This window comes from Saliphagus sp. GCM10025334 (assembly GCF_042663485.1).
GTDB lineage: Archaea > Halobacteriota > Halobacteria > Halobacteriales > Natrialbaceae > Natronosalvus.
Genome location: NZ_JBHTAF010000002.1, coordinates 150,921 through 170,094, shown reverse-complemented (window position 1 = coordinate 170,094; position 19,174 = coordinate 150,921). Strand labels below are relative to the sequence as shown.

At 65.2% G+C, this 19,174-nt stretch carries 16 protein-coding genes; 8 read left to right on the top strand and 8 right to left on the bottom strand.

Features of this window, described 5'->3' with window-relative positions; all coding sequences use genetic code 11:
- The first annotated feature begins 13 nt into the window (after positions 1-13).
- The gene (locus ACFQO4_RS09135; RefSeq protein ID WP_500260625.1) at positions 14-292 is read left to right on the top strand and encodes a DUF7536 family protein; all 279 of its coding nucleotides are present in this window, start codon (positions 14-16) and stop codon (positions 290-292) included.
- Positions 293-451: 159 nt separating this feature from the next.
- Positions 452-1,600: a citrate synthase gene (gene citZ, locus ACFQO4_RS09130; protein ID WP_500260624.1), complete on the top strand. Its 1,149-nt coding sequence runs from the start codon at positions 452-454 to the stop codon at positions 1,598-1,600.
- A 57-nt stretch (positions 1,601-1,657) separates the two neighbouring features.
- Here the strand turns inward: citZ and ACFQO4_RS09125 are convergent, their stop codons facing one another.
- Both ACFQO4_RS09125 and ACFQO4_RS09120 read right to left on the bottom strand, forming a co-directional pair.
- Positions 1,658-2,044 carry a hypothetical protein gene (locus ACFQO4_RS09125; protein ID WP_500260623.1) on the bottom strand — a complete coding sequence of 129 codons (387 nt, stop codon included), beginning with the start codon at positions 2,042-2,044 and terminating at the stop codon, positions 1,658-1,660.
- 110 nt (positions 2,045-2,154) lie between these two features.
- Positions 2,155-5,013, bottom strand: coding sequence for a CARDB domain-containing protein (locus ACFQO4_RS09120; protein ID WP_500260622.1), 2,859 nt, complete (start codon positions 5,011-5,013; stop codon positions 2,155-2,157).
- A gap of 241 nt (positions 5,014-5,254) precedes the next feature.
- Here ACFQO4_RS09120 and ACFQO4_RS09115 point away from each other — a divergent pair, with 241 nt between their 5' ends.
- The gene (locus ACFQO4_RS09115) at positions 5,255-6,019 is read left to right on the top strand and encodes a DUF4397 domain-containing protein (RefSeq protein WP_500260621.1); all 765 of its coding nucleotides are present in this window, start codon (positions 5,255-5,257) and stop codon (positions 6,017-6,019) included.
- A 137-nt stretch (positions 6,020-6,156) separates the two neighbouring features.
- On the top strand, positions 6,157-6,594 hold the full coding sequence (locus ACFQO4_RS09110) for a hypothetical protein (protein ID WP_500260620.1): 438 nt from the start codon (positions 6,157-6,159) through the stop codon (positions 6,592-6,594).
- 10 nt (positions 6,595-6,604) lie between these two features.
- Here the strand turns inward: ACFQO4_RS09110 and ACFQO4_RS09105 are convergent, their stop codons facing one another.
- The 3 genes from ACFQO4_RS09105 to ACFQO4_RS09095 form a co-directional block, all read right to left on the bottom strand.
- Positions 6,605-8,575: an ABC transporter ATP-binding protein gene (locus ACFQO4_RS09105; protein ID WP_500260619.1), complete on the bottom strand. Its 1,971-nt coding sequence runs from the start codon at positions 8,573-8,575 to the stop codon at positions 6,605-6,607.
- 481 nt (positions 8,576-9,056) lie between these two features.
- A complete protein-coding gene (locus tag ACFQO4_RS09100; RefSeq protein ID WP_500260618.1) occupies positions 9,057-10,925 on the bottom strand; it encodes an outer membrane protein assembly factor BamB family protein in 1,869 nt (622 codons plus the stop codon).
- A gap of 6 nt (positions 10,926-10,931) precedes the next feature.
- Complete coding sequence (locus tag ACFQO4_RS09095) at positions 10,932-11,849, bottom strand: hypothetical protein (protein WP_500260617.1); 918 nt, start codon at positions 11,847-11,849, stop codon at positions 10,932-10,934.
- Positions 11,850-12,124: 275 nt separating this feature from the next.
- On the opposite strand from ACFQO4_RS09095, the gene ACFQO4_RS09090 reads away from it, so the two are divergent.
- Complete coding sequence (locus tag ACFQO4_RS09090; RefSeq protein ID WP_500260616.1) at positions 12,125-13,150, top strand: Kelch repeat-containing protein; 1,026 nt, start codon at positions 12,125-12,127, stop codon at positions 13,148-13,150.
- A gap of 74 nt (positions 13,151-13,224) precedes the next feature.
- Here ACFQO4_RS09090 and ACFQO4_RS09085 read toward each other — a convergent pair whose 3' ends face one another.
- Positions 13,225-14,193: a cupredoxin domain-containing protein gene (locus ACFQO4_RS09085; RefSeq protein ID WP_500260615.1), complete on the bottom strand. Its 969-nt coding sequence runs from the start codon at positions 14,191-14,193 to the stop codon at positions 13,225-13,227.
- Positions 14,194-14,287: 94 nt separating this feature from the next.
- Positions 14,288-15,397 (bottom strand): sodium:calcium antiporter, encoded by a 1,110-nt coding sequence (locus ACFQO4_RS09080; protein ID WP_500260614.1) that lies wholly within the window; start codon positions 15,395-15,397, stop codon positions 14,288-14,290.
- A gap of 302 nt (positions 15,398-15,699) precedes the next feature.
- Between ACFQO4_RS09080 and ACFQO4_RS09075 the strand changes: the two genes are divergently transcribed.
- On the top strand, positions 15,700-16,842 hold the full coding sequence (locus ACFQO4_RS09075; protein WP_500260613.1) for a sodium:calcium antiporter: 1,143 nt from the start codon (positions 15,700-15,702) through the stop codon (positions 16,840-16,842).
- 17 nt (positions 16,843-16,859) lie between these two features.
- Here ACFQO4_RS09075 and ACFQO4_RS09070 read toward each other — a convergent pair whose 3' ends face one another.
- Positions 16,860-17,153 carry an ArsR/SmtB family transcription factor gene (locus ACFQO4_RS09070; RefSeq protein ID WP_500260612.1) on the bottom strand — a complete coding sequence of 98 codons (294 nt, stop codon included), beginning with the start codon at positions 17,151-17,153 and terminating at the stop codon, positions 16,860-16,862.
- Between the two features lie 312 nt (positions 17,154-17,465).
- Between ACFQO4_RS09070 and ACFQO4_RS09065 the strand changes: the two genes are divergently transcribed.
- Positions 17,466-17,768, top strand: coding sequence for an amphi-Trp domain-containing protein (locus ACFQO4_RS09065; protein WP_500260611.1), 303 nt, complete (start codon positions 17,466-17,468; stop codon positions 17,766-17,768).
- A gap of 299 nt (positions 17,769-18,067) precedes the next feature.
- Positions 18,068-19,135, top strand: a complete 1,068-nt coding sequence (locus ACFQO4_RS09060; protein WP_500260610.1) for an ABC transporter substrate-binding protein — start codon at positions 18,068-18,070, stop codon at positions 19,133-19,135.
- The last annotated feature ends 39 nt before the right edge of the window (positions 19,136-19,174 follow it).

Genomic DNA, 19,174 nt, shown 5'->3' with positions numbered 1-19,174 from the left:
GAAAGATCGAAACGTGTCATCGTCACCGGACCGCCCGGAGCGCCCGCCGACAGCGGCTCTAGTCGAAGCCCTCGACGTCAAGCGAAACGCCGTCATCTCGCTGTTCGTCGGGGTCGCGTTTACCGCTGCGGTCTTCGCCTTCTTCGTCGTCATCCCCGGCTCGAGCCAGCAGTCGGGGTACCTGCTCGCGCTGGCGTTCGTCCTCGCGACGACCAGCGCCGGTACCGTCTGGATCGCGTTAACGGTGTACGCCGCCGTCGGTCTCTCACGGGAACTCTCAGCGGGCGAATAGTCTATATCGAATCGATCGTCGGCCGAGCGAGAGCCGACCCGAGCCCGACCCTTCGATATTCTGATCCGATGGATATGCCGATGCAGGCGCCGGGACGAGTGGCGTGGTGCCAACGGGCAAACGGCAATACTTTTCCAATCCCGCACGAAAGTTCCTGCTATGGCTGACGATCTGAAGAAAGGGCTCGAGGGTGTGTTGGTTGCCGAATCCCAGCTCAGCTCGATCGACGGTGACGCCGGTCGACTGATCTACCGTGGATACCCGATCGAGGACCTCGCGGAGGGGGCCAGCTACGAGGAGGTACTCTACTTGCTCTGGCACGGCGAGCTCCCCGACGCGGGCGAACTCGAGTCGTTCACTGACGCGATGGTTGCCGAGCGGGCCGTCGACGACGCCATCCTCGAGGCCGTTCGCAGCCTGGCCGAGGCCGACGAAACGCCGATGGCCGCACTTCGGACCGCGACGTCGATGCTCTCGGCGATGGAATCCGAGAGCGACGCCGGTGCCGAGGATTTCGAGGCCTCGCTACGAAAGGGACGCCGGATCACCGCCAAGATCCCGACCGTCCTGGCCGCCTTCGAGCGCTTTCGTCAAGGAGAGGAGCCGGTCGACCCCGACCCGGAACTCGGACACGCGGCGAACTTCCTCTACATGTTCACGGGCGAGGAACCCGACGACGTCGCCGCCGAGACGTTCGACCAGGCGCTCATCCTCCACGCGGACCACGGCCTGAACGCCTCGACGTTCACCGCGATGGTCATCGGTTCGACGATGGCCGACGTCTACAGTTCGCTGACCGGCGGTATCGGGGCGCTCTCGGGGCCGCTTCACGGCGGCGCCAACCAGGACGTCATGGAGGTCCTCTTCGAGATCGAGGAGAGCCACCTCGATCCCCGCGACTGGGTCGAGCAGGCGACCGACGAGGGTCGACGAATTCCCGGCTTCGGCCACCGCGTCTACAACGTCAAGGACCCCCGCGCGAAGATTCTGCAGCGACGAAGCGAGGAACTCGCCGAGACCGGCGACGACACCTGGTACGAGATCACCACGACCATCGAGGACTACCTCACCGAGGAGAAGGGCCTCGTCGAGAAGGGAATCGCCCCCAACGTCGACTTCTACTCCGGGTCGGTTTACTACCAGCTTGGCATCCCAATCGACACGTACACGCCCATCTTCGCGATGAGCCGTGCCGGCGGCTGGATCGCCCACGTGCTCGAGTACCAGCGCGACAATCGACTCATCCGCCCGCGTGCGCGCTACACGGGTCCCGAGGACCAGACGTTCGTGCCGCTCGAGGAGCGGTAGATCCGGTCAGGTTCTTTCTCTGCGGTTGCCTCGAGTTCACTCGAGTTGCGTTGCTCGCTACTCGAGTTGCGTCGCCCGATACCCCGATACGGATTCGACGGCGAGGTACACCAGCGCCGTGAACGCGAGCACCGCGAGGCCGACCTGTCGGACGGTCACGGGGCCGAGCGCGGCGTCGCCAGCGACCCATAGGAGCCCGCCGACCAGGAGGAAGATGGCGACGACGGCCACGTACCGCCAGCGGGATTCGGCCGGGACCATGCCGTCGTCGCCGCGAGCGGCCAGGTAGAGGTGCGCGCCGCCGAAGATGATGCCGTAGCTCACGAGAAAGGCGACGAGGTATTCGGGACCGTCGGTCGCGAAGTCGAACCTCGAGACGACGGCGAAGATGGCAATCGCGAGAGCGATGGCAACGAGGTGGACGCGAGTGTCGCGGGAGACCATGCGATCGTGTTTCATTTCAGACTATTTGACGTTTTCGAGGGCGTGGCCTCGAGGACGGTTCGGAGGAGTCGGTGTACTCGAGTGCACGGTGGCCTCCCTCGAGGTCGGGATTATCTGTCGCTCGAGGCGTTGTCGTCTGTGTCCTCGGTTCCATCGTCGGTACTCTCGCCGTCGCCACTCCCTTCGGCGTCTGTGCCATCCGTTTGGCCACCTCCTGTGTCGCTCGTCTCGTTTGTATCGTCGGTTGCGTCGCCGTTTTCACTACCTTCGCTATCGGTCTCGCCATCGCCGTCTGTGTTCGCTCTGTCGGCTGTCTCACCACCATCGTCAGTTTCCGCGCCGTCGTCACTACTGGACTCCTCGCCGTCACCGTACGCACTCGCCGCCTGCGTCGCCACTCGAACTGGTTCCTGATCCCCGAACGCCGAGAGGTCGACCGTCCACTCGAGGCGCTCGTCCCCGCTCTGGGGCGTCCACCGGGTGGTGAACGACCCGCCGCCGGCCGCGAGTTCGTTCGGAGGCTGACTGCTCGCAGTCCCCACGGTGAACGAACTCTCGACGATTATCGAGACCTCGTTGTCGTTCGTATAGCCGAAGGTCACGTCGTAGCCGTCCCCCGCAGGTGAGACGGACGCGACCTCGAGTTCCGGCGGAGCCGGGGCGATCGATCCGCTGCAATCGTGGGGATTCGAGTGGGTCGTCTCGGGGCCGATCGCGCTCGGGCCGCCGATTCCGGTGATCGCCGTCCCCAGGACGCCGTAGTCCTGGACGGTGACGGTAGCGCTCGAGTCGTCGCCGGAGACGCCGCGCTCGTCGCCGATTTCGAAGACGACGGTGCCCGAGAAGGGGGCGGGGACGTGCTCGCCGATGGTGACGAAGTCCTCGCCAGAGGTCGTTCCGATTCCGTGGTCGGTGTTGAAGGCGGTGTGGACCATGATCGTGTCGCCGTCCTCGAAGGTGCCGGTGACCTCGACGTGCGAGCAGTCGACGAAAGTGACCTCGAGGTCCCCGATTTCGTCGTCTTCGCCGTCGCCGTCTTCCTCTTCATCGTCGTCGCCGTCACTCTCGTCTCCGTCCCCGCCATCGCCCTCCCCGTCTACGCCGCGAACCGCCACCGTCCGCTCGTCTCGCTCCTCGCCCGCGACGACGGTGATTGGGAACTCGACGTCCTGACGGACGGGGTAGGTCTCGTAGCCCAGCGCGAGCGTCTCCGTCTCTCCGCCGTCGACGGTCACCGACGCCAAATCGACCACTTCGCCGCCGACGACCAGCGAGATGTCCTCGGTCGCGCGCCCGTCGCCCCGGTTCTCGAGTTCGACCGTCGCCTCGAGGCGCTCGCCCCCGGTAACGGGATCGTTGACCTCGACGATTCGCGGCACGAGCGCGGGGAGTCCATTGGCGTACACACGCACGAGGCGGCGGTCGCAGGCTCCGTCGGTCTCCATCGACACGGGAAACTCCACGTTTCGGCGGACGGGATAGGTCTCGTATCCTAACTCGAGGGTCTCGGTTGCGCCAGGCTCGAGGGACACCTTCTCGCTCGCAACGCGATCACCCGCCACGAGGTGGATGTCTCGCGTCACGGATTCGGTTCCCACGTTCTCGACCGCCGCGAGCACCGAGAGGACTTCGCCCGCCGCCACGGGCGCGTTCGTCTCGAGGATCCGAATCTCGAGATCGGCCACGCCGTCGGCGTACACTGAGACAGTTCGGTGGTCCGCGTCGTCGCCGGTCGTCACCCAGACGGGAAACTCGACGTCCTGGCGGACGGGGTAGGTGTCGTAGCCGAGGGTCGCCGAACCCGTCCCGCCGCCGTCGACCGTCACCGAGCGAGCGTCGACGACCTCGCCGCCGACGACCATCGCGACCTCCCTGGTCGCCGACTTCGAGCCGACGTTCTCGAGGTCGAGGACGAACTCGAGGGGCTCGCCGGCGCCGACCGGGTCGTTCGACTCGCGGATCGAGACGTGCAGGTGGCCGCCGTCGGGTTCGACGGGCGTCCACGGCTGGGCCGTCGTCACGGTGCCGTCGCTCGAGCGAACCCAGACGATCACCGGACACCCGTGACAGAGCGAGGCCCCGTCGACCTCGAGCGTCGCGGTATCCGACGAGCCCGAGACCGAGGAGATGTCCAGGATGCGGTCGGCGTGGCCGAGCCACCAGACGACCTCCTCGAGACGTCCCTCGGCGTCACTTACGTCGACGGCGAGTTCGACCGTCTCCTCGTTACCGACGGCGAGCCGGCCGGGCGCCGGCCGAACCTCCTCGACGGCCGGGCCGCCGTGCCCGCCCTCGGCGACCTCGACGGTCCACTCGGCGGTCGCGTTCGCCCCTTCCTGGACGACGCTCGCTCGAACGGTGTACGTGCCGGGCTCGTCGAAGGTGTACTGCCAGTAGTCACGACCCGTCCAGCCGAAGTACTCCGCCTGCCACGGCCCCATCGCCCACCCGGCGTAGTCGTCGTCGACGTACCAGTGCGTGACCCCGCCGTAGCCCTCGGTGTCGTCGGGTTCGGTCTCGAACTGGATCGTCGATCCAGGTGCGACCGTGACCTGCGAGTCGGGTCGCACGCGCTCGGCCGGCAAGTCGTCGATGCCGGTCACGGTGACGAGTCGCTCGTCGCTCCCGTCTCGTGTCTCCACGCGGACGGGGAACTCGACGTCCTGGCGAACGGGATAGGTCAGGTGGCTGAACTCGAGGTCGCGGGTCTCGCCGCCCTCGAGCTGGAAAATCCACCGTCCACCCACCGGATCGCCGCCCACGAGGAACTCGGCCGTGACCTCGAGTTCCGACGCGGTCGTGTTCGTTACCTCCGCCGTGACGGTCAGGTACTCGCCGGCCTCGACGGGGTCGTTCGTCTCGCGGATCCGCACCGACAGGTCCGTGGCCGTCGCGAGCCCTCCATCGGTGACCGAGACGAGCACTCCGACGCCGGTGCCGAGTCCCACCAGATAGCCTCTTCGGCGCATGCGAGTGGTTACGCGGGCGAAAGGCAATATATCCTCCCAGATAAATTAGAAATTAACCACGCGGCGGTGAGTTTCACGGTCGGTGACATTGGTTCGACGAGCCTCCCGTGGCCGGAAACGCGAGTACGTCCTCGCTACGCGGACTGTCACCCTCGAGCGACCGTCGTAGGGCAAGGCTGCATTCCGACTGTCACCGCAACTGACGTAGTAGTTTATCCGTTCGCCGTCCGCCGACTTCCCCATGCCACTCTCACGACGACGAACGCTCGCCGCCCTCGGCATCGCCGGCGGGGCGGCCACGACCAGCGGGATCGTCTTCGGACGCGGGGAACACGAGGACGACGAACGAGAAGGGGACCCGAACGACCAGGAGGCGAACGGCGCGGACGAGCGAGGGGCGCCACTGACCGCCGTCCGCGTCGCCCACCTCTCGCCGGACGCGCCAGGCGTCGACGTCCTCGTCGACGGCGAACGCGTCGTCTCGGGTCTCGAGTACGACACCCTGACGCCGTATCTCGAGCTCGAACCGGGCACCGCCACCATCACCGTCACGGCCGCCGACGACGCCGACACCGTCATCTTCGAGCGCGAGTACTGGTTCGGACAGGCGTTCTACACCGCCGCCGCCATCGGCGAACTCGAAGCCGGAACCATCCGCCCGCACGTCCTGGTCGACGACGGCTCCGTCCTGTTCCGGGCCGTTCACGGCTCGCCAGACGCGCCGGCCGTCGACCTCTACGCCAACGACGGCGACAACCCGATCGTGACGGACCTCGCCTACGGCGAGACCTCCAACTACGTCGCGGTCCCGGCCGCCGAGTACACGCTCGACGTGCGGCCGGCCGGCGATCCCGAAACGACCGTCGCCTCGGTCGACCTCGACCTCGAGCGCGGCGGCGCTTACACCGGGTACGCGGTGGGCGCTCTCGAACCGAACGACGGCGACGCCGAATTCACCATTCGCGCGACCCTCGACGGCCCGATGGCTGCGGCGAGCGATCGCTAATCGTCGCTCGAAACCGCCGTCGCGCGGTTCACTCCTCGGCTGGAGCCCTGCTTCGCCCCCTCGACCTCCACTGACGGACTCGAGCGAACCAGCGCCGTGGAAATGTTTTTACGCTTATCTGATGAGTGAGAAACGAGATGGTTCGCCCGCCCGGCACCCTGCATCGAGGGAGCGAAGTCGTGCTCGCAGTCTTCGTGCTATTCGTCGACGTCGTCCTGCTCGCCAATCGGCCCCTGCCGTGGCCGTCGTGGCCGGAACTGGGTTCCGTGCCGATCGACCCCGAACTCGTGTTGCCTGGCGTGCTGGCGATCCTCGTCATCACCGGCGTGGTGAGAGAGGGACTGGGACTCCGCGTCGGTCAGTTGCTGGCGCTCGGTCTCGGGGCGCTGACGCTCTGGTGGGCGTCACTCAGCCTCTACACGCTCTACGCCGGAACCGGCGGCGGGGTCTTCTTCGGCGGCCTGTTCACCCTCGCCAGCGCCACTCCGCTGGCCGTCGTCGTCCTCGCTCGAGCGGGCGTTCGCCGAGACCTCCACCATCGCCTGGTCGCGTCCGTTCGGCAGGCGGGGACCTGACCGATCCGTCTCAATCCCCGCCGTCGGCCATCGCCTCGAGCGCCTCGTCGAGCGTCCCGGCCTGGGCCTCCCACAGCGTCGCGTAGCGTCCCCCGGCCGCGAGCAGCTCCTCGTGGTCGCCGCGTTCGACGACCCGGCCGCCCTCGAGGATGAGGATCGCGTCCGCCTCGCGAATCGTCGAGAGGCGGTGGGCGATTGCGAGGGTGGTCCGCCCCTCCGTCAGGCGGTCGATCGAGCGCTGGATCAGGAGCTCGGTCTTCGTGTCGACGGCGCTCGTCGCCTCGTCCAGGATCAGGATCTCGGGGTCCTGCAGGACCGTCCGCGCGATGGCGATCCGCTGGCGCTGGCCGCCCGAGAGTTTGACGCCGCGTTCGCCCACCCGCGTCTCGTAGCCATCGGGGAGGTCTTCGATGAACTCGTGGGCCTGGGCGGCCTTCGCTGCCTCGCGAACCGCCTCGTCGGAGGCGTCGAAGTGGCCGTACCGGACGTTGTCCGCGATGGTGCCGTCGAAGAGGAACGTGTCCTGGCTGACGTAGCCGACGGACTCCCGGAGGTCCGCGAGTCGAACGTCGCGGACGTCGTGGCCGTCGACCCGAATCTCGCCGTCGTCGACGTCGTAGAGCCGCAGGAGGAGTTTGAGTGCGGTCGACTTTCCGGCGCCGGTCGGTCCCACGAGCGCGACGGTGTCCCCGGGTTCCGCCGTGAACGAGACGTCCTCGACGACGATTTCCGCGTCGTCCTCGCCATTACTTTTGCCGCCGTCATCGTTCTCGAGACCGTCACCCGACGCGTCGTCCCCGCCGACGGCCCGCCGCTCGCCGGTCGCGTAACTGAACGTCACGTCGTCGTACTCGACGCGACCCGCGACGTCCTCGAGCGGTTCGGGGTCATCGGGATCGGAGACGTAAACCGGGATGTCTCGCAGGCCGAAGACCCGCTCGCTCGAGGCCTTGGCGTTCTCGTACTGGTCGACGATGTTCGAGACCTCCGCGAGCGGGGCGACGATCCGCTGGGTCAGAAAGAGGAAGGTGACGAAGTTGCCGACCGAGAGCGTTCCCGTGAACGGGCCCGGCGCCGCGCCGTTGGTGAGCCAGAGGCCGCCGACGAGGAAGGTGGCGGCGAAGGCGAGGCCGGCGAGCAGTTCCATCCCCGGTCGGTAGACGTACGAGAGTTTGAGGACGGCCATCGTGTCGTCGAACAGTCGCTTCGAGGCTTTCCGGACCCGCGAGACCTCGTACTCCTCGCTGGCGGTGGTCTTCGTCAGGTCCATCCCCGAGAGGCTGTTCTCGAGGCGGGTGTTGAGCCACCCGACCGAGGACCGCTGGCGGACGTACCGGGGCTCGATGACGCGCATGAACCACAGCGTGAAGGCGAACATGACGGGAACGGCTACGAGCGTGACGAGCGCCAGTTGCCAGTTCAGGTAGAAGAGGACGCCCGCGATGCCTCCGACCATCACGAGCAGCCGGGCGGAGTTCATCAGGGCGTTATCCAGGAATCGCTCTAAGTTCTGGGTGTCGTTGTTGAGGACGGCCATGACCTCGCCGGTCTGCTTGTCGTCGAAGAAGGTCATGTCGAGGTTCTGCATCTTCCGGAAGCAGTCGACCCGGACGGCGTGCATGACGCTGTGGGCGAAGAGGTTCGCCGACACCCCGTAGATCCAGGTAAAGAGGGCGACGGCAACGAACGCGCCTGCGATGGCCGTGATCGAGAACCAGAACTGCTCGAGGCTCTCCGTCGGGAGCCACGCGTCGGGGACGACGGGGAGGCTGTAGTCTCCTTCGCCGACGAAGACGGCGTCGATAGCCGCCCCCAGCACCAGCGGCGGCACCAGGCTGGCCATTCGGGCCAGGAAGTTGGCGACCATGCCGATACTGAACCAGCCTAACCGACCGGGCCCGTACTCGCGAAAGAGCCGCCAGAGCGGTCGATCGACGTGCTCCCGGTAGGCATCGAACGGGGTTTCGTCCTCGGTACTCACTGCTGGTGGGCTACTGTTTCGAATCGTAAATGCGTACGGATTCGAGAGCGAACGATGTGCCAACATATGCGCCCGTTCTTGTTTCTGCCCGTGGTGATGTCACTGGGCGTCTCCCTCCGTCCCAGGAGCGATACGCTTCCTTCCGTACGGCCGTCTCGACGACCGATAGTCCGCTCGAAGCGTTTCGGGCGTGTCCCAATTTCGCGGATCCGCTCGAGTCGGTGTCCGGCGAGAAATCGACGTTCCCGTTCGCGCTCTCGGTGATCTCGAGGCTCCCGATTCCGGATGGATCTCGTCGTACACCGGCGGACGGACACGAGCGCCCTCGAGTTCACGATCGAGAGGGACAGCGCGCCCGGCCCCTCGGGACGGATACCGATCACACAGCCGCTCAAGTCGAGCCTGGGGCAGGTTCGGTTCAGAAACGTCCTTAGTTTCCAGGGAGATCGTCCGGGGAGCGGGGAAGATTGCCGGAGGGTCGTTACAGCCTCATTTCGCTGTCGTTTTCCTCGTCCTCGTCTTCATCTTCTTCGTCGCCCTCTTCCTCCCGCTCTCGTTCCTCCCGGTCTTCCTCTTCCACGTCTTCGGGCGTCTCCTCTTCCTCCCGCTCCGGGAAATCGTACTCGCGGGGCGCGTCTTCGGACGTCTCGGTCGTAAAGACGAAGATGCGGTCGTCGGAGGCGACGGTCACGAACCCTTGTCCGATCTCGGGATCGTCCCAGACGACTGGTGAGGCCGTGATCCGCCCTTCGGTGTCGTAGCGCCACAGCTCCTCCAGGTTCTCGTCGTCGAGAGCCACGAAGGCACCTTCCGGCGAACCGCTGAACACGACCTCTCCGGCGGTCGCGCGCACGCCGGGACCCCACACCTTGCCGTCGGCGTCGTCGAAGACGTACTCCGACTCGACCGTTCCGCGTTCGGGATCGAGGCCGATCACGCGCAGTTCGGCGTCGTACTCGCCGGGGTCGGTCGTTCCGCCGCTCTGGAGGAAGCTAGCCTCCTCCGGGTCGAACTCCCAGTCGGTGTAGAAGTACCCGGTCTGGGACCCGTTACTGTTGATGTACCGGAGCCCGGTATTGCGGCTGTACGCGTCGCCAGGCCACTCGGTCGCGCCGGCGAAGTGCGGCGCCATGCGGCCGGCATTTTCCTCCCCTTTCGGGGGATAGTTGAGGAACCTGGAATCAGGCCACGCGCCGAACTCGTGTTCCTGGGTCTCCCACGGGTCGGAGCGCCGGAGCAACTGGCCGGTCTCCGCGTCGAGAACGAACGTCCACGCCGTTTTGCTGTCGTGTCCCACCACGCGTCGCGTTTCCCCGTCGACCTCCATGTCGAAGACGTACGCCTGCGTGTGACCGTCGTAGTCCCACACCTCGTGTGGGTAGAGCTGGTGGGTCCACTCGATGTCGCCCGATTCCACGTCCACCGCGATTATCGAGTTCGTGTGTTTGTTCGGGCCCGGACGGACTACGCCGTTCGCGACGGGCATCGGGTTCCCCGTCACGTAGAAAGCGAGACCGGTCTCGGGATCGACCGTCGGCCCCATCCACGCGGCGCCGCTCGCGTACTTCCAGGTTTCGCCGACCCACTCGTCCTCGGGGCCCGTCTTGTACTGCCACTGGATCTCGCCCGATTCGGCGTCGACGCCGGAGATCGTCGTCCACCCGATCATATCGCCCGACTGACCGATGAAGACCGTTCCGTCGTAGACCAACGGCGCCGCCGTGTGGCTCACGCGTTCGTCACCGATGGGCATCTCCTTCTGCCCGTCGGTCAGGAGGTCGGTCGTCCACTCGAGTTCACCCGTGTACCGGTTCAGCGCGAGCAGGAACGTGTCGTGCGGGCCGAAGTACACTTTGTCCTCCCAGACGCTCACGCCGCGGTTCTTCTCGCCTTGTCCGAAGCCGCGCTGGGTGCTGTAATGGAACTCCCAGAAGGGCTCGCCGGTTCGCGCGTTGACGGCGCCCACGACCATGTTCCCTTGCGTGTAGTACATGACCGGCGGCTCCCCGTCGTCGCCGGGAACGATGATCGGGTTCGTCTGCAGGCCGGCCGAGCCCGTGTTGATCACGTACTCGAGTTCGAGGTCCCCGACGTTCTCCGGCGTGAGTTCTTCGGCGGCGGCGAACCCGTCCTGCAGCAGGTTTCCGTTGTACTGCATCGAGGACGCCGGGTTCGTAACGTCGTCGACGATTCGTTCCTGACTGACGTCCGATCCGGGCACTTCCTCGTGGGTGATCGTCTCGTGTTCGTCGGCTTGTCGGCCGACGTCGACGAGACCGATCCGCTCTTCCGGTTCGACTTCGTGCCGTTTCTCCAGTTCTTTCGCGCGTTCGTTGGATTCTGTGACCATCGTCGTTCACCTCGGCTGGGCCTGCGATGCGCGCATTTCTTCCGTGATCCAGTACGCATCAGGCGGCAGCAATGCCTGTCCGATCGCCTGTACGGCGAAACTCGTCGAGAGCAGCGCGCCTAATTCGCCGTCGGATAGCTCGCTCGACTCTGCACCGATCGCTCTCGCCCCCTCGGTCATCAGGTGGAAGCCCGCGGCCATCGCCTGGGCGTCCCAGACGGCGTCCGCGACGATGTCGTCGGTCAACAGCACCTGCTTCTGCCAGAGGTGGCCATCGAGATCCTCGAGCCAAAGCAGGACGCCGCCCGCCGCTGCTCGCGTCATCGCGGGAATCGTCTCGCCGAGTTCGATCTGCTCTCTGGGAATCTTGTCCGTCGCGACCCAGTGATAGTGACTGAGTTCTTCCGCGCGGTTCACCATCGGAACGAGGAGGTCGACGGCGACCTCCTCGGAGAATCCGAGTTCTTCGAGGGGTGCGGTGAGCGCCTCCGACCCGACGAACGCCTCGGCGCTCGAGGTGACGTACTCGGGCGTAAACTCGGGCAGGTGGCTCGTCGTGCTCTCGAAGAACCCCGTCTCGACCAGGTGGTCGTAGATCGGGCGCCCCGCCTCGGCGACGCTCGCGAACTCGGTACGCGGCTCGGCTTCCGGTACTCCGCGCTCGACGACGGCCGGGAGTTCACTCGCCAGTTCGGCGAACGCCCCCTGCTGCGTCGCGAGGAACTCGGCGTCGAGCGTGCCGGACAGGTCGGACTCGATCGCCCGACCGATCGACGCAAACTCCTCGGCTGTGCCGCTGCCGACCTCCTCTCGAACCTCGCTGATCGTCGCGCCGCCGACGCTCACGGCGCCGACGACGCCGAGCGCCTTGAGGAACGCTCGACGATCCTCCTCGTCGATTTTCTGGTGGTGCTCATAGCCCATGGCTAGTGTTATCGTACAACTCGCAGAGGGTTAAATCCCACACGGGATTCCGAGTAATTATGTGTTAAGTACAACAAACGTCCGTGTCGGGTCCAGTTAACTGACCTGACAAGATCAGTAAGCGGTTCGTACTGTACCAGCGACCGATCGCGACAAGTATAGTGAACGAACGCGCCGAACACAGAATCGGGCGGGTAACGAATCGAAACGTCGAGGAACGCAAGCCGAGGCGTCCCCTCCCCCGGCTATTTGAATCATCTCGTCGTAAAATCCCTATGACTCTCGCGACACGTCGCGAGTTCGTCGGCTGGAGTGCCGGCGTCGTCGGCGGCTGGCTCGGAACGAACGGCGATCCGACCGAACCTGGCGACCAGCGGTCGGAAAGCGGCGGCCACGACCGACTGACCGGAATCGAGGACGAGGACGGCGACGACGGGGATCCGCACTGGCGGGAGGGGCCGCCGATGCCGGACGAACGGACCGAGGTCGCGGCGGCGGTCCTCGAGGGACGACTGTACGTCGTTGGCGGGTTCGTTCCCAACGACGAAACCCGTCCGGTGACCGACGAGGTAGCGGTCTACGATCCGGACGGGGACCGCTGGGAGTACGCGGAACCGATGCCGGCGGCGCTCCACCACGCCGGCGTCGCCGCGACCAATGACGAGATTTTCGTCGTTGGCGGGTTCGAGGGCGACTTCGAACCGGTCGACTCCGTCTGGATCTTCAACGGAGAGGGGTGGCGAGCGGGTGAGCCACTTCCGACTCCGCGAGGCGCCCTGACGGCGGGACTTGTCGACGACCGGATCCACGCTATCGGCGGCGAAAACGGTGACGGCGCGCTGCCGACCAACGAGACCTACGACCTTAAGGCGGATACCTGGGACGAAGCGGCGCCGATGCCGACGCCGAGGGAGCACGTGACGTCCGGAACCATCGACGGCGCCGTGTACGCGATCGGGGGCCGGGTCAACTTCGACAACCGCGGCACGACCGAGGTTTACGACCCCCATTCTGACACCTGGTCCGAGACGGCGCCGATGCCCACCCCCCGAAGCGGCCACGCGGCGGCGGCAGTCGACGGCCAGATCTACGTCGTCGGCGGTGAGAGCCGGGAGCAGACGTACGACGAGGTCGAACGCTACGATCCGGACGAGAATCGCTGGGAGATGCTCGAGTCGATGCCGACGCCGCGACACGGACTCGGAGTGGCCGCCATCGGCGGCGACGTTTACGTCGCGTCGGGCGGACCGGAACCAGGCTTCAGCTACTCGGACGTGCTCGAGGTTCTCGAGCGCGAGTGACCGCGTCGCCGCGGTTACGCTACAACGAAAGGGCACGCCTCGAACCCGAATCGAGCGCCGCCGAAGCGTTGCGGTCAGTTACCGCTTCCGTCGTCCTCATCTTCGTCGTCTTCTGCCTCCTCCTTCCCTTCTTTGCGTTCTTCGCGTTCGGGGGACTTTTCGTCGTCTTCCGCCGTTTCGTCTCCATCGTCTTCGTCGTCTTCGTCGCCGTTGCCACCGGCGACCTTGATGTCTCCCCCGACGTCAAGTTGCCGCTCGTCGATGTATTCGACCATGTCGTCTTCGGCAGTGAAGACGATCGAGTCTGACTCGCCCTCGCCGAGGTAGTTCGTGTTGATGACGTGCTGTCCGTCCTCGTCGACGATCGTGAGCGCGTGTCCCGTCTGGTGTTCCTCGCGTTCGATTTCGACCGTGACTACGATCTCGTACACCTCGCCAGCGTCCAGTTCGAGGGTCGGGTTCGCCTCGTCGGCGATTTCGTCCGGTGACTGTCCCACCCAGCACCTATCCGTGAGGGTGAGATCGTACGTTTCTACCGGTTCTTCGTCGGGTTCTTCCTGCTCGTCGCCATCCTCCTCCTGGTCCGCCTCGTCGTCCTCCTGATCCGTCGGCGAGATGGCGTCCTCGTCGTCCGGGTCGTCCGTGAGTTCGATGCTGCCGCGCATGGAGTCGGGGTGTGGTTGACAGTAGTACTCGTGCATCTCCTCGCTGGCGGTGAACTCGACGGTCTGGCCGCCGCTAGAGATGATGTCCGTTGCCAGGAGGTCCTCTCCGCCCTCGGTTTCGATGCTGAAGTTGTGCGGCCGCCCGTCCCCGTTTCGCCACTCGAGGACGTAGTCCTCGCCCTCGACCAGTGTCAGCGTCGGGTTCTCCTCATCCGCGATAGCCTCCGGGGCGACGCCCTGCCAGCCGCTTATCCGGCCCTCGAGTTCGAGGTCGGGCTCGGTATTGTCCTCCTGTGCAACGGCCGTCAACCCGGCGCTCGCCCCGCCGACGACGAGCGCTACCTCAAGGAATCGTCTCCGAGTGTGTCTCTCACGCATGAGCCGACGTACACCGCCCCCGCATATATCTCTTTTATGATATATTGTGATAATTCACGGTCCTGTGAATGGATTCCTGCCGACCGGGCGTCCCTCAGAGGGGCTCTGCGTAGTTTGCGATCCAGTACGCGATGTAGAGGACGAGTAGCGTCGCACCTCCCGACCGCGTCACCCGACCGCGGGCGAGCATGATCACGACGACGAACAGGCACGCGGCGAACATCGGCCAGTGAACGGTCATCACCGCGCCGGTGGTGTGGACGGGACGGAGCATCGCGATGAGGCCGACGTTCGCCGTCACGTAAAACACCGTGCTGCCGACGACGTTGCCCACGGCGAGCTCAGGTCGGTTTCGGCGGACGGGCTCGACGGTGAGTGCCAACTCCTCGATCGAGGCGATGAAACTCAACACCGTCGCCCCGAAGGCGAGCTCCGAAATTCCGAACGCGACGAAGATCCCCTCGGCGCTGAAGACGGTGAGCAGCGATCCGGCGGTTAATCCGCCGACGGCGAGCATCGCCACCCCGAGGTTGAACGGTCCGCTCCGGTGGGCGAGAGCCGGGACGAACTCGTCGAGGTCGAGATCGAGATCGAGATCCAGGTCCCACTGATCGGTCGTCGAGTCGGCGGATCCGCCGATCCGCCCGCCGTTCGTCGATCCCTCGACCGACGACCGCTCGACCATTCCCGTCCCCTCGAGTTCGATCGCCTCCCCGACCTCCTCCGCGAGCAGGTATCTCGTCTCCGACCGGCTCTCGCGCCAGTAGATGCCCCCCAGGAGCGGGACGAACAGGGCGGTGAGTAGCGCCCCGCCGCGCCAGTCGATCGTTCCGCTTGCGGACATCGCGAACGCCGGCAGCGGTACGAGGACGAGCAGCGCCAGGTAGACGACGGGAACGTTCATCCGGAACGGAACGAGTAGTCCCGCGATGCCGACGGCGACTGCGAGGACGAACAGGGCCTCGCCGAACACCGTCCCCAGCGCCAGGGCCGGAAGGTCGACGAAGGCCGCGGTGACGCCGAGAATCCCGTTCTCGAGGTCGACGCCAGCGAGGATGACCGCGAGAAAGAACCCGGAGACGCCGAGCGAGATGGCGCTCTGGGCGACGGCCTCGATGAACACCTCGACGCTGTAGATGACCGTCGCTACGCCCACCAGGAAGAGCGCGACGAGGATCACCAGTTCGGAAGCGCCCGCGACCATACGGGCGCCTATATGCGGAGCGCGCACTTAATTCGGCGCCCGCGACCGACCGGAACCGCACCGACGCGCACCGCGTACTGTCACGACGGCACGCGTTCGAAACGTCGATCCACGCCCGTTCCCGATGCGAGTCGCCGGCGGTTGGCGTTTGCCCGATGATCTCCGGCAATAGGGGCCGGCGTCAGAACCCGTGTATACTCGTTCAGTGAACGAGTATACACGCATTTACGTGTACGATCGTTCAATGAACGTCGCTATACGGCACCAAATCGATAAGGTTGTTTCCGTCGTCTGAAGGTATCATGACGACTGACGGCCTTCGACTCGGCGCTGTGTTGGTTGCCGCGGTACTCCTCGTCGCCGCGGGCGGGGGCGTCGCCGTAGCGCAAGAGGACGTTGAGTCCGGCGAGGACGAACTAGTGGAGGTGTCGGGCTGGACCGCGGTGGCGGTGCTGCTCGCCGGAACGATCCTCCTGATGGCGAGCATCGAGTTGCTGATCCACGCGCTCGTGCGGACCGCCGTCCGGTTCGGAATTTCGGCTTTTTTGCTCGCGGTGGTCTTCTCCGGCTGGGAGTTCGACAACGTCGCGTTCGGCATCTTCACGGGGTTTCGAGAGATGCAAAACGTCGCGTTCGGACTCGCGATCGGCAACGCCGTTTCGATCTTCGGCCTGACGCTCGCCCTCGGTGCGCTCCTCTTTCCGTTCGTGATCGACGTTCCGAACGATTACCTCGCAATGATGGCCGCCGCGCCGCTCGTGTTGATCCCGGTGATCATCTCGGGGACGCTGACGCCCGCGCTCAGCGTGATGTTCATCATGATGTACGTCGTGATCTTCGCGTACGTTCTCCAGCGCGAGCGCCAGATGGACCGGACGTTCATGCAGTCCGAGGAGGTCAAGCGGGCCGTCACGGTTCCGGACGGGCAACGCGACGTCGCGGGGGATCTTCCGTCGCCGCTGCGGCGATTCGCCCGAAAGAAGTGGTTCTGGCCGTCGATGTTGCTGGTTTCTGTCCTCGGAATCGTCGTCGGCGCAGAGGGGGCGGCGATCGGCGTCGAGGGAATCCTCGAGACGTGGCACCTGACCGGCACGTTCGTCGGCGTCACTCTCATCACGATCCTCTTCACCATCGACGACATCCTGCTCATCGTCGAGCCGCTTCGGCTAGGGTATCCAGACGTCGCTGTCGGGGGCGTCATCGGCAGCCTGCTCTTCTTCGTGACCGCGAACGTCGGCATCGTCGGCCTGCTGGGCGAGATCCAGTTCCGATCGGAGACGGTGTTCTTCCACCTTCCCGTCCTCCTCGGGTTCACCGGACTGGCGAGTTACCTGCTCTGGCGGGGGAAACTGACGCGCAAACACGGGGTGCTCCTCCTCGGGCTGTACGTCCTCTATCTTCTCGTCAACGTCCGGTTCTTCGCGACGGTACCCCTGGGAGAGTGATCTCGCCGTTCGCCTCGCTACTCGGTCGACTGCGCTTCCTGAGACAGCTCCATAGTCTGAAGGACGAACGTTCGTTCGGGCGGCGGAGCGATCCGCAACTCGAGCGACCGGTTCAACTCGTAGTATTTCCGGTTGCCGCGCATGTACCAGTTCACCATCCCGGCCTCCTCGAGGGTCGAGAGGTGGTGCACCGCGGTCTTTCCGTCCATCCCGACCGACTCCGTCAGTTCAGTGACGTACTTCGGTCGCTGCGAGAGCTCTCGAAGGATCTTCAGCCGCGTGCCGTTTCCAAGCGCGTCGATGAGCGTCATGACCGTGGTTCGACGCCTGTGATACAAAGGATTTTGCCGGTTTCCGTGACCGTTCGACGAACGTGAACGCCCCGCTCGAGCGGGGTGCCGAAAGGGGGCAAGATGACCGTACCGTCGGGCTCGAGGCCGGCGGGGACGATGGTGACGCGACGGCGACCGCCTGAGCCGGAGTACTCGTCCTCGACGGCGGGCTCCTCATGAGTTTGTTCGACCGGACGCCGTCCAGGACAAAACATCAGATCTCGTGTAATTATTCCAAGCTTCGTCGAACTGTCGGTCATATTTATGCCGACAAGCGTATTACAATAACGCATGAACGACCGCGTGACGCTTCCCGAAGATCGCGACGACGACCGGCGGACGATCACTGATGGGTTCTTCGAGCGCGAGGTGTACCTTTCCCGTCGAGAGACGGCGGCGTTCCTGCGCGAACTCGCCGATCAGATCGAAGCTGACACGTCGCTGACGATCAGCGCGTCCGACTGGGAGATTCCGTTCGAGTATCGCGAACCGATCGAAGTCGAAATCGAGTTCGCGAAGCACCACGAGGGAGAACTCGAGGTCGAACTCGAGTTCTCCGAGTCGGCCGAGAACCGGAACATCTCCGTCCGATAGCGCCTCTTCGCGGCGGTTGCGAGCACAAGCGGTGTCGACGAATCGTCTGCTCCTATCGCGACGCGCATCAGGGCAGCGCTCCGAGGCTGCTCCGAGCGGGCGATGCGGACGCACGACAGGACTACGAGCCACAGCGCCTCTCGAGATACGACTTCAGTTAATAATTGCAGAAAAATCCTTAACTATTCAAGAATGTGGTGGTTAGTAGAATAAAACGCTACGAATATCCTCTAACAGGCAGTGGTATTTAAACATTCTACGAAATCGTTTTTTATCCCTTCGGGTGGTCGATCGGTACTATGGGACTCGAGAGACGAACGATCCTCGCGGCGACGGCGGGAGGAGTCGCGAGCACCGTCCTGGCGGGGTGTCTGTCCGAGAGGGGTCCGAGCGCGCAGGAATCGCTCGAGCCCGACGTCGACAGCGTCGGGCTGTTACTCAACTGGAATCCGAGCGGGCTTCACGCGCCGTACTTCGTCGCGGCGGATCGGGGCTTCTACGAGGCGGAAGGGATCGAGGAGGTGACCATCGAGAGCGGCGATGGGTCGGACTTCTCGGCCCAGCAAGCCGGGCTGGGAAACGTCGAGTTCGCGATCACGAGCAGCGACCAGATCCTCAACGTCAACAGCCGCGAACTCTCCCCGCTCGCAGTCGGAATCGTGATGCAGCACAACCCGGTGGTCGTCTTCGCGCCCCGGGAGCGCTTCGACGGACTGTCGGATCCCTCGCAGTTGGAGGGGACCACCATCGGTAGCGGTCCCGGAATGGTCCGGCAGATGACCGAGGCGTTTCTCGAGTACCACGACGTTCGCGAGTCCGTCGAGTACGTCGACAGCGGATTCGACACCGTCCAGCAGGTGCTCACGGGCGAAATCGACGCCGCGGGGGGCGTGTTCGGCGACGTGGTCGACGCCGAGCAGCAGGGGGTCGAGATCGACTCGCTCTCGGTTCAGGAGGCGGTCCCGTCGTACGGCCACCTCGTCGCGACGAGCGAGGAGTTCGCGGCGAACGACCCGGACGCAATACGGGCGTTCCTGCGTGCGACCGCTCGAGGTGCCGTCTGGGCGACCCAGAACCCGGGGGACGCGATCGACGTCGTGGTCGACGCACAGCCCGAACTCGAGGAGGTCCGCGAGAACCAGCGCGAGAAGTGGGAGCTGATGCGCACCGAGTACATGCTTTCGGAGGCCGTTCGCGATCACGGCTGGGGGTGGAGCGAGCCCGAACCGTGGGAATCGACCTACGAGACGCTCGCCGCCGCCGACTTCTTCGCGGACGAGATCGATCCCGGGTCGGTGTGGGAGAATGAACACCTCGACGCCGACTACGAGTACATAGGCGAGTACGCGGACCTCGTCACGGAGTGATTCGACGTGGCAACGACGCCGCTGGCCGGGTCGACGCGG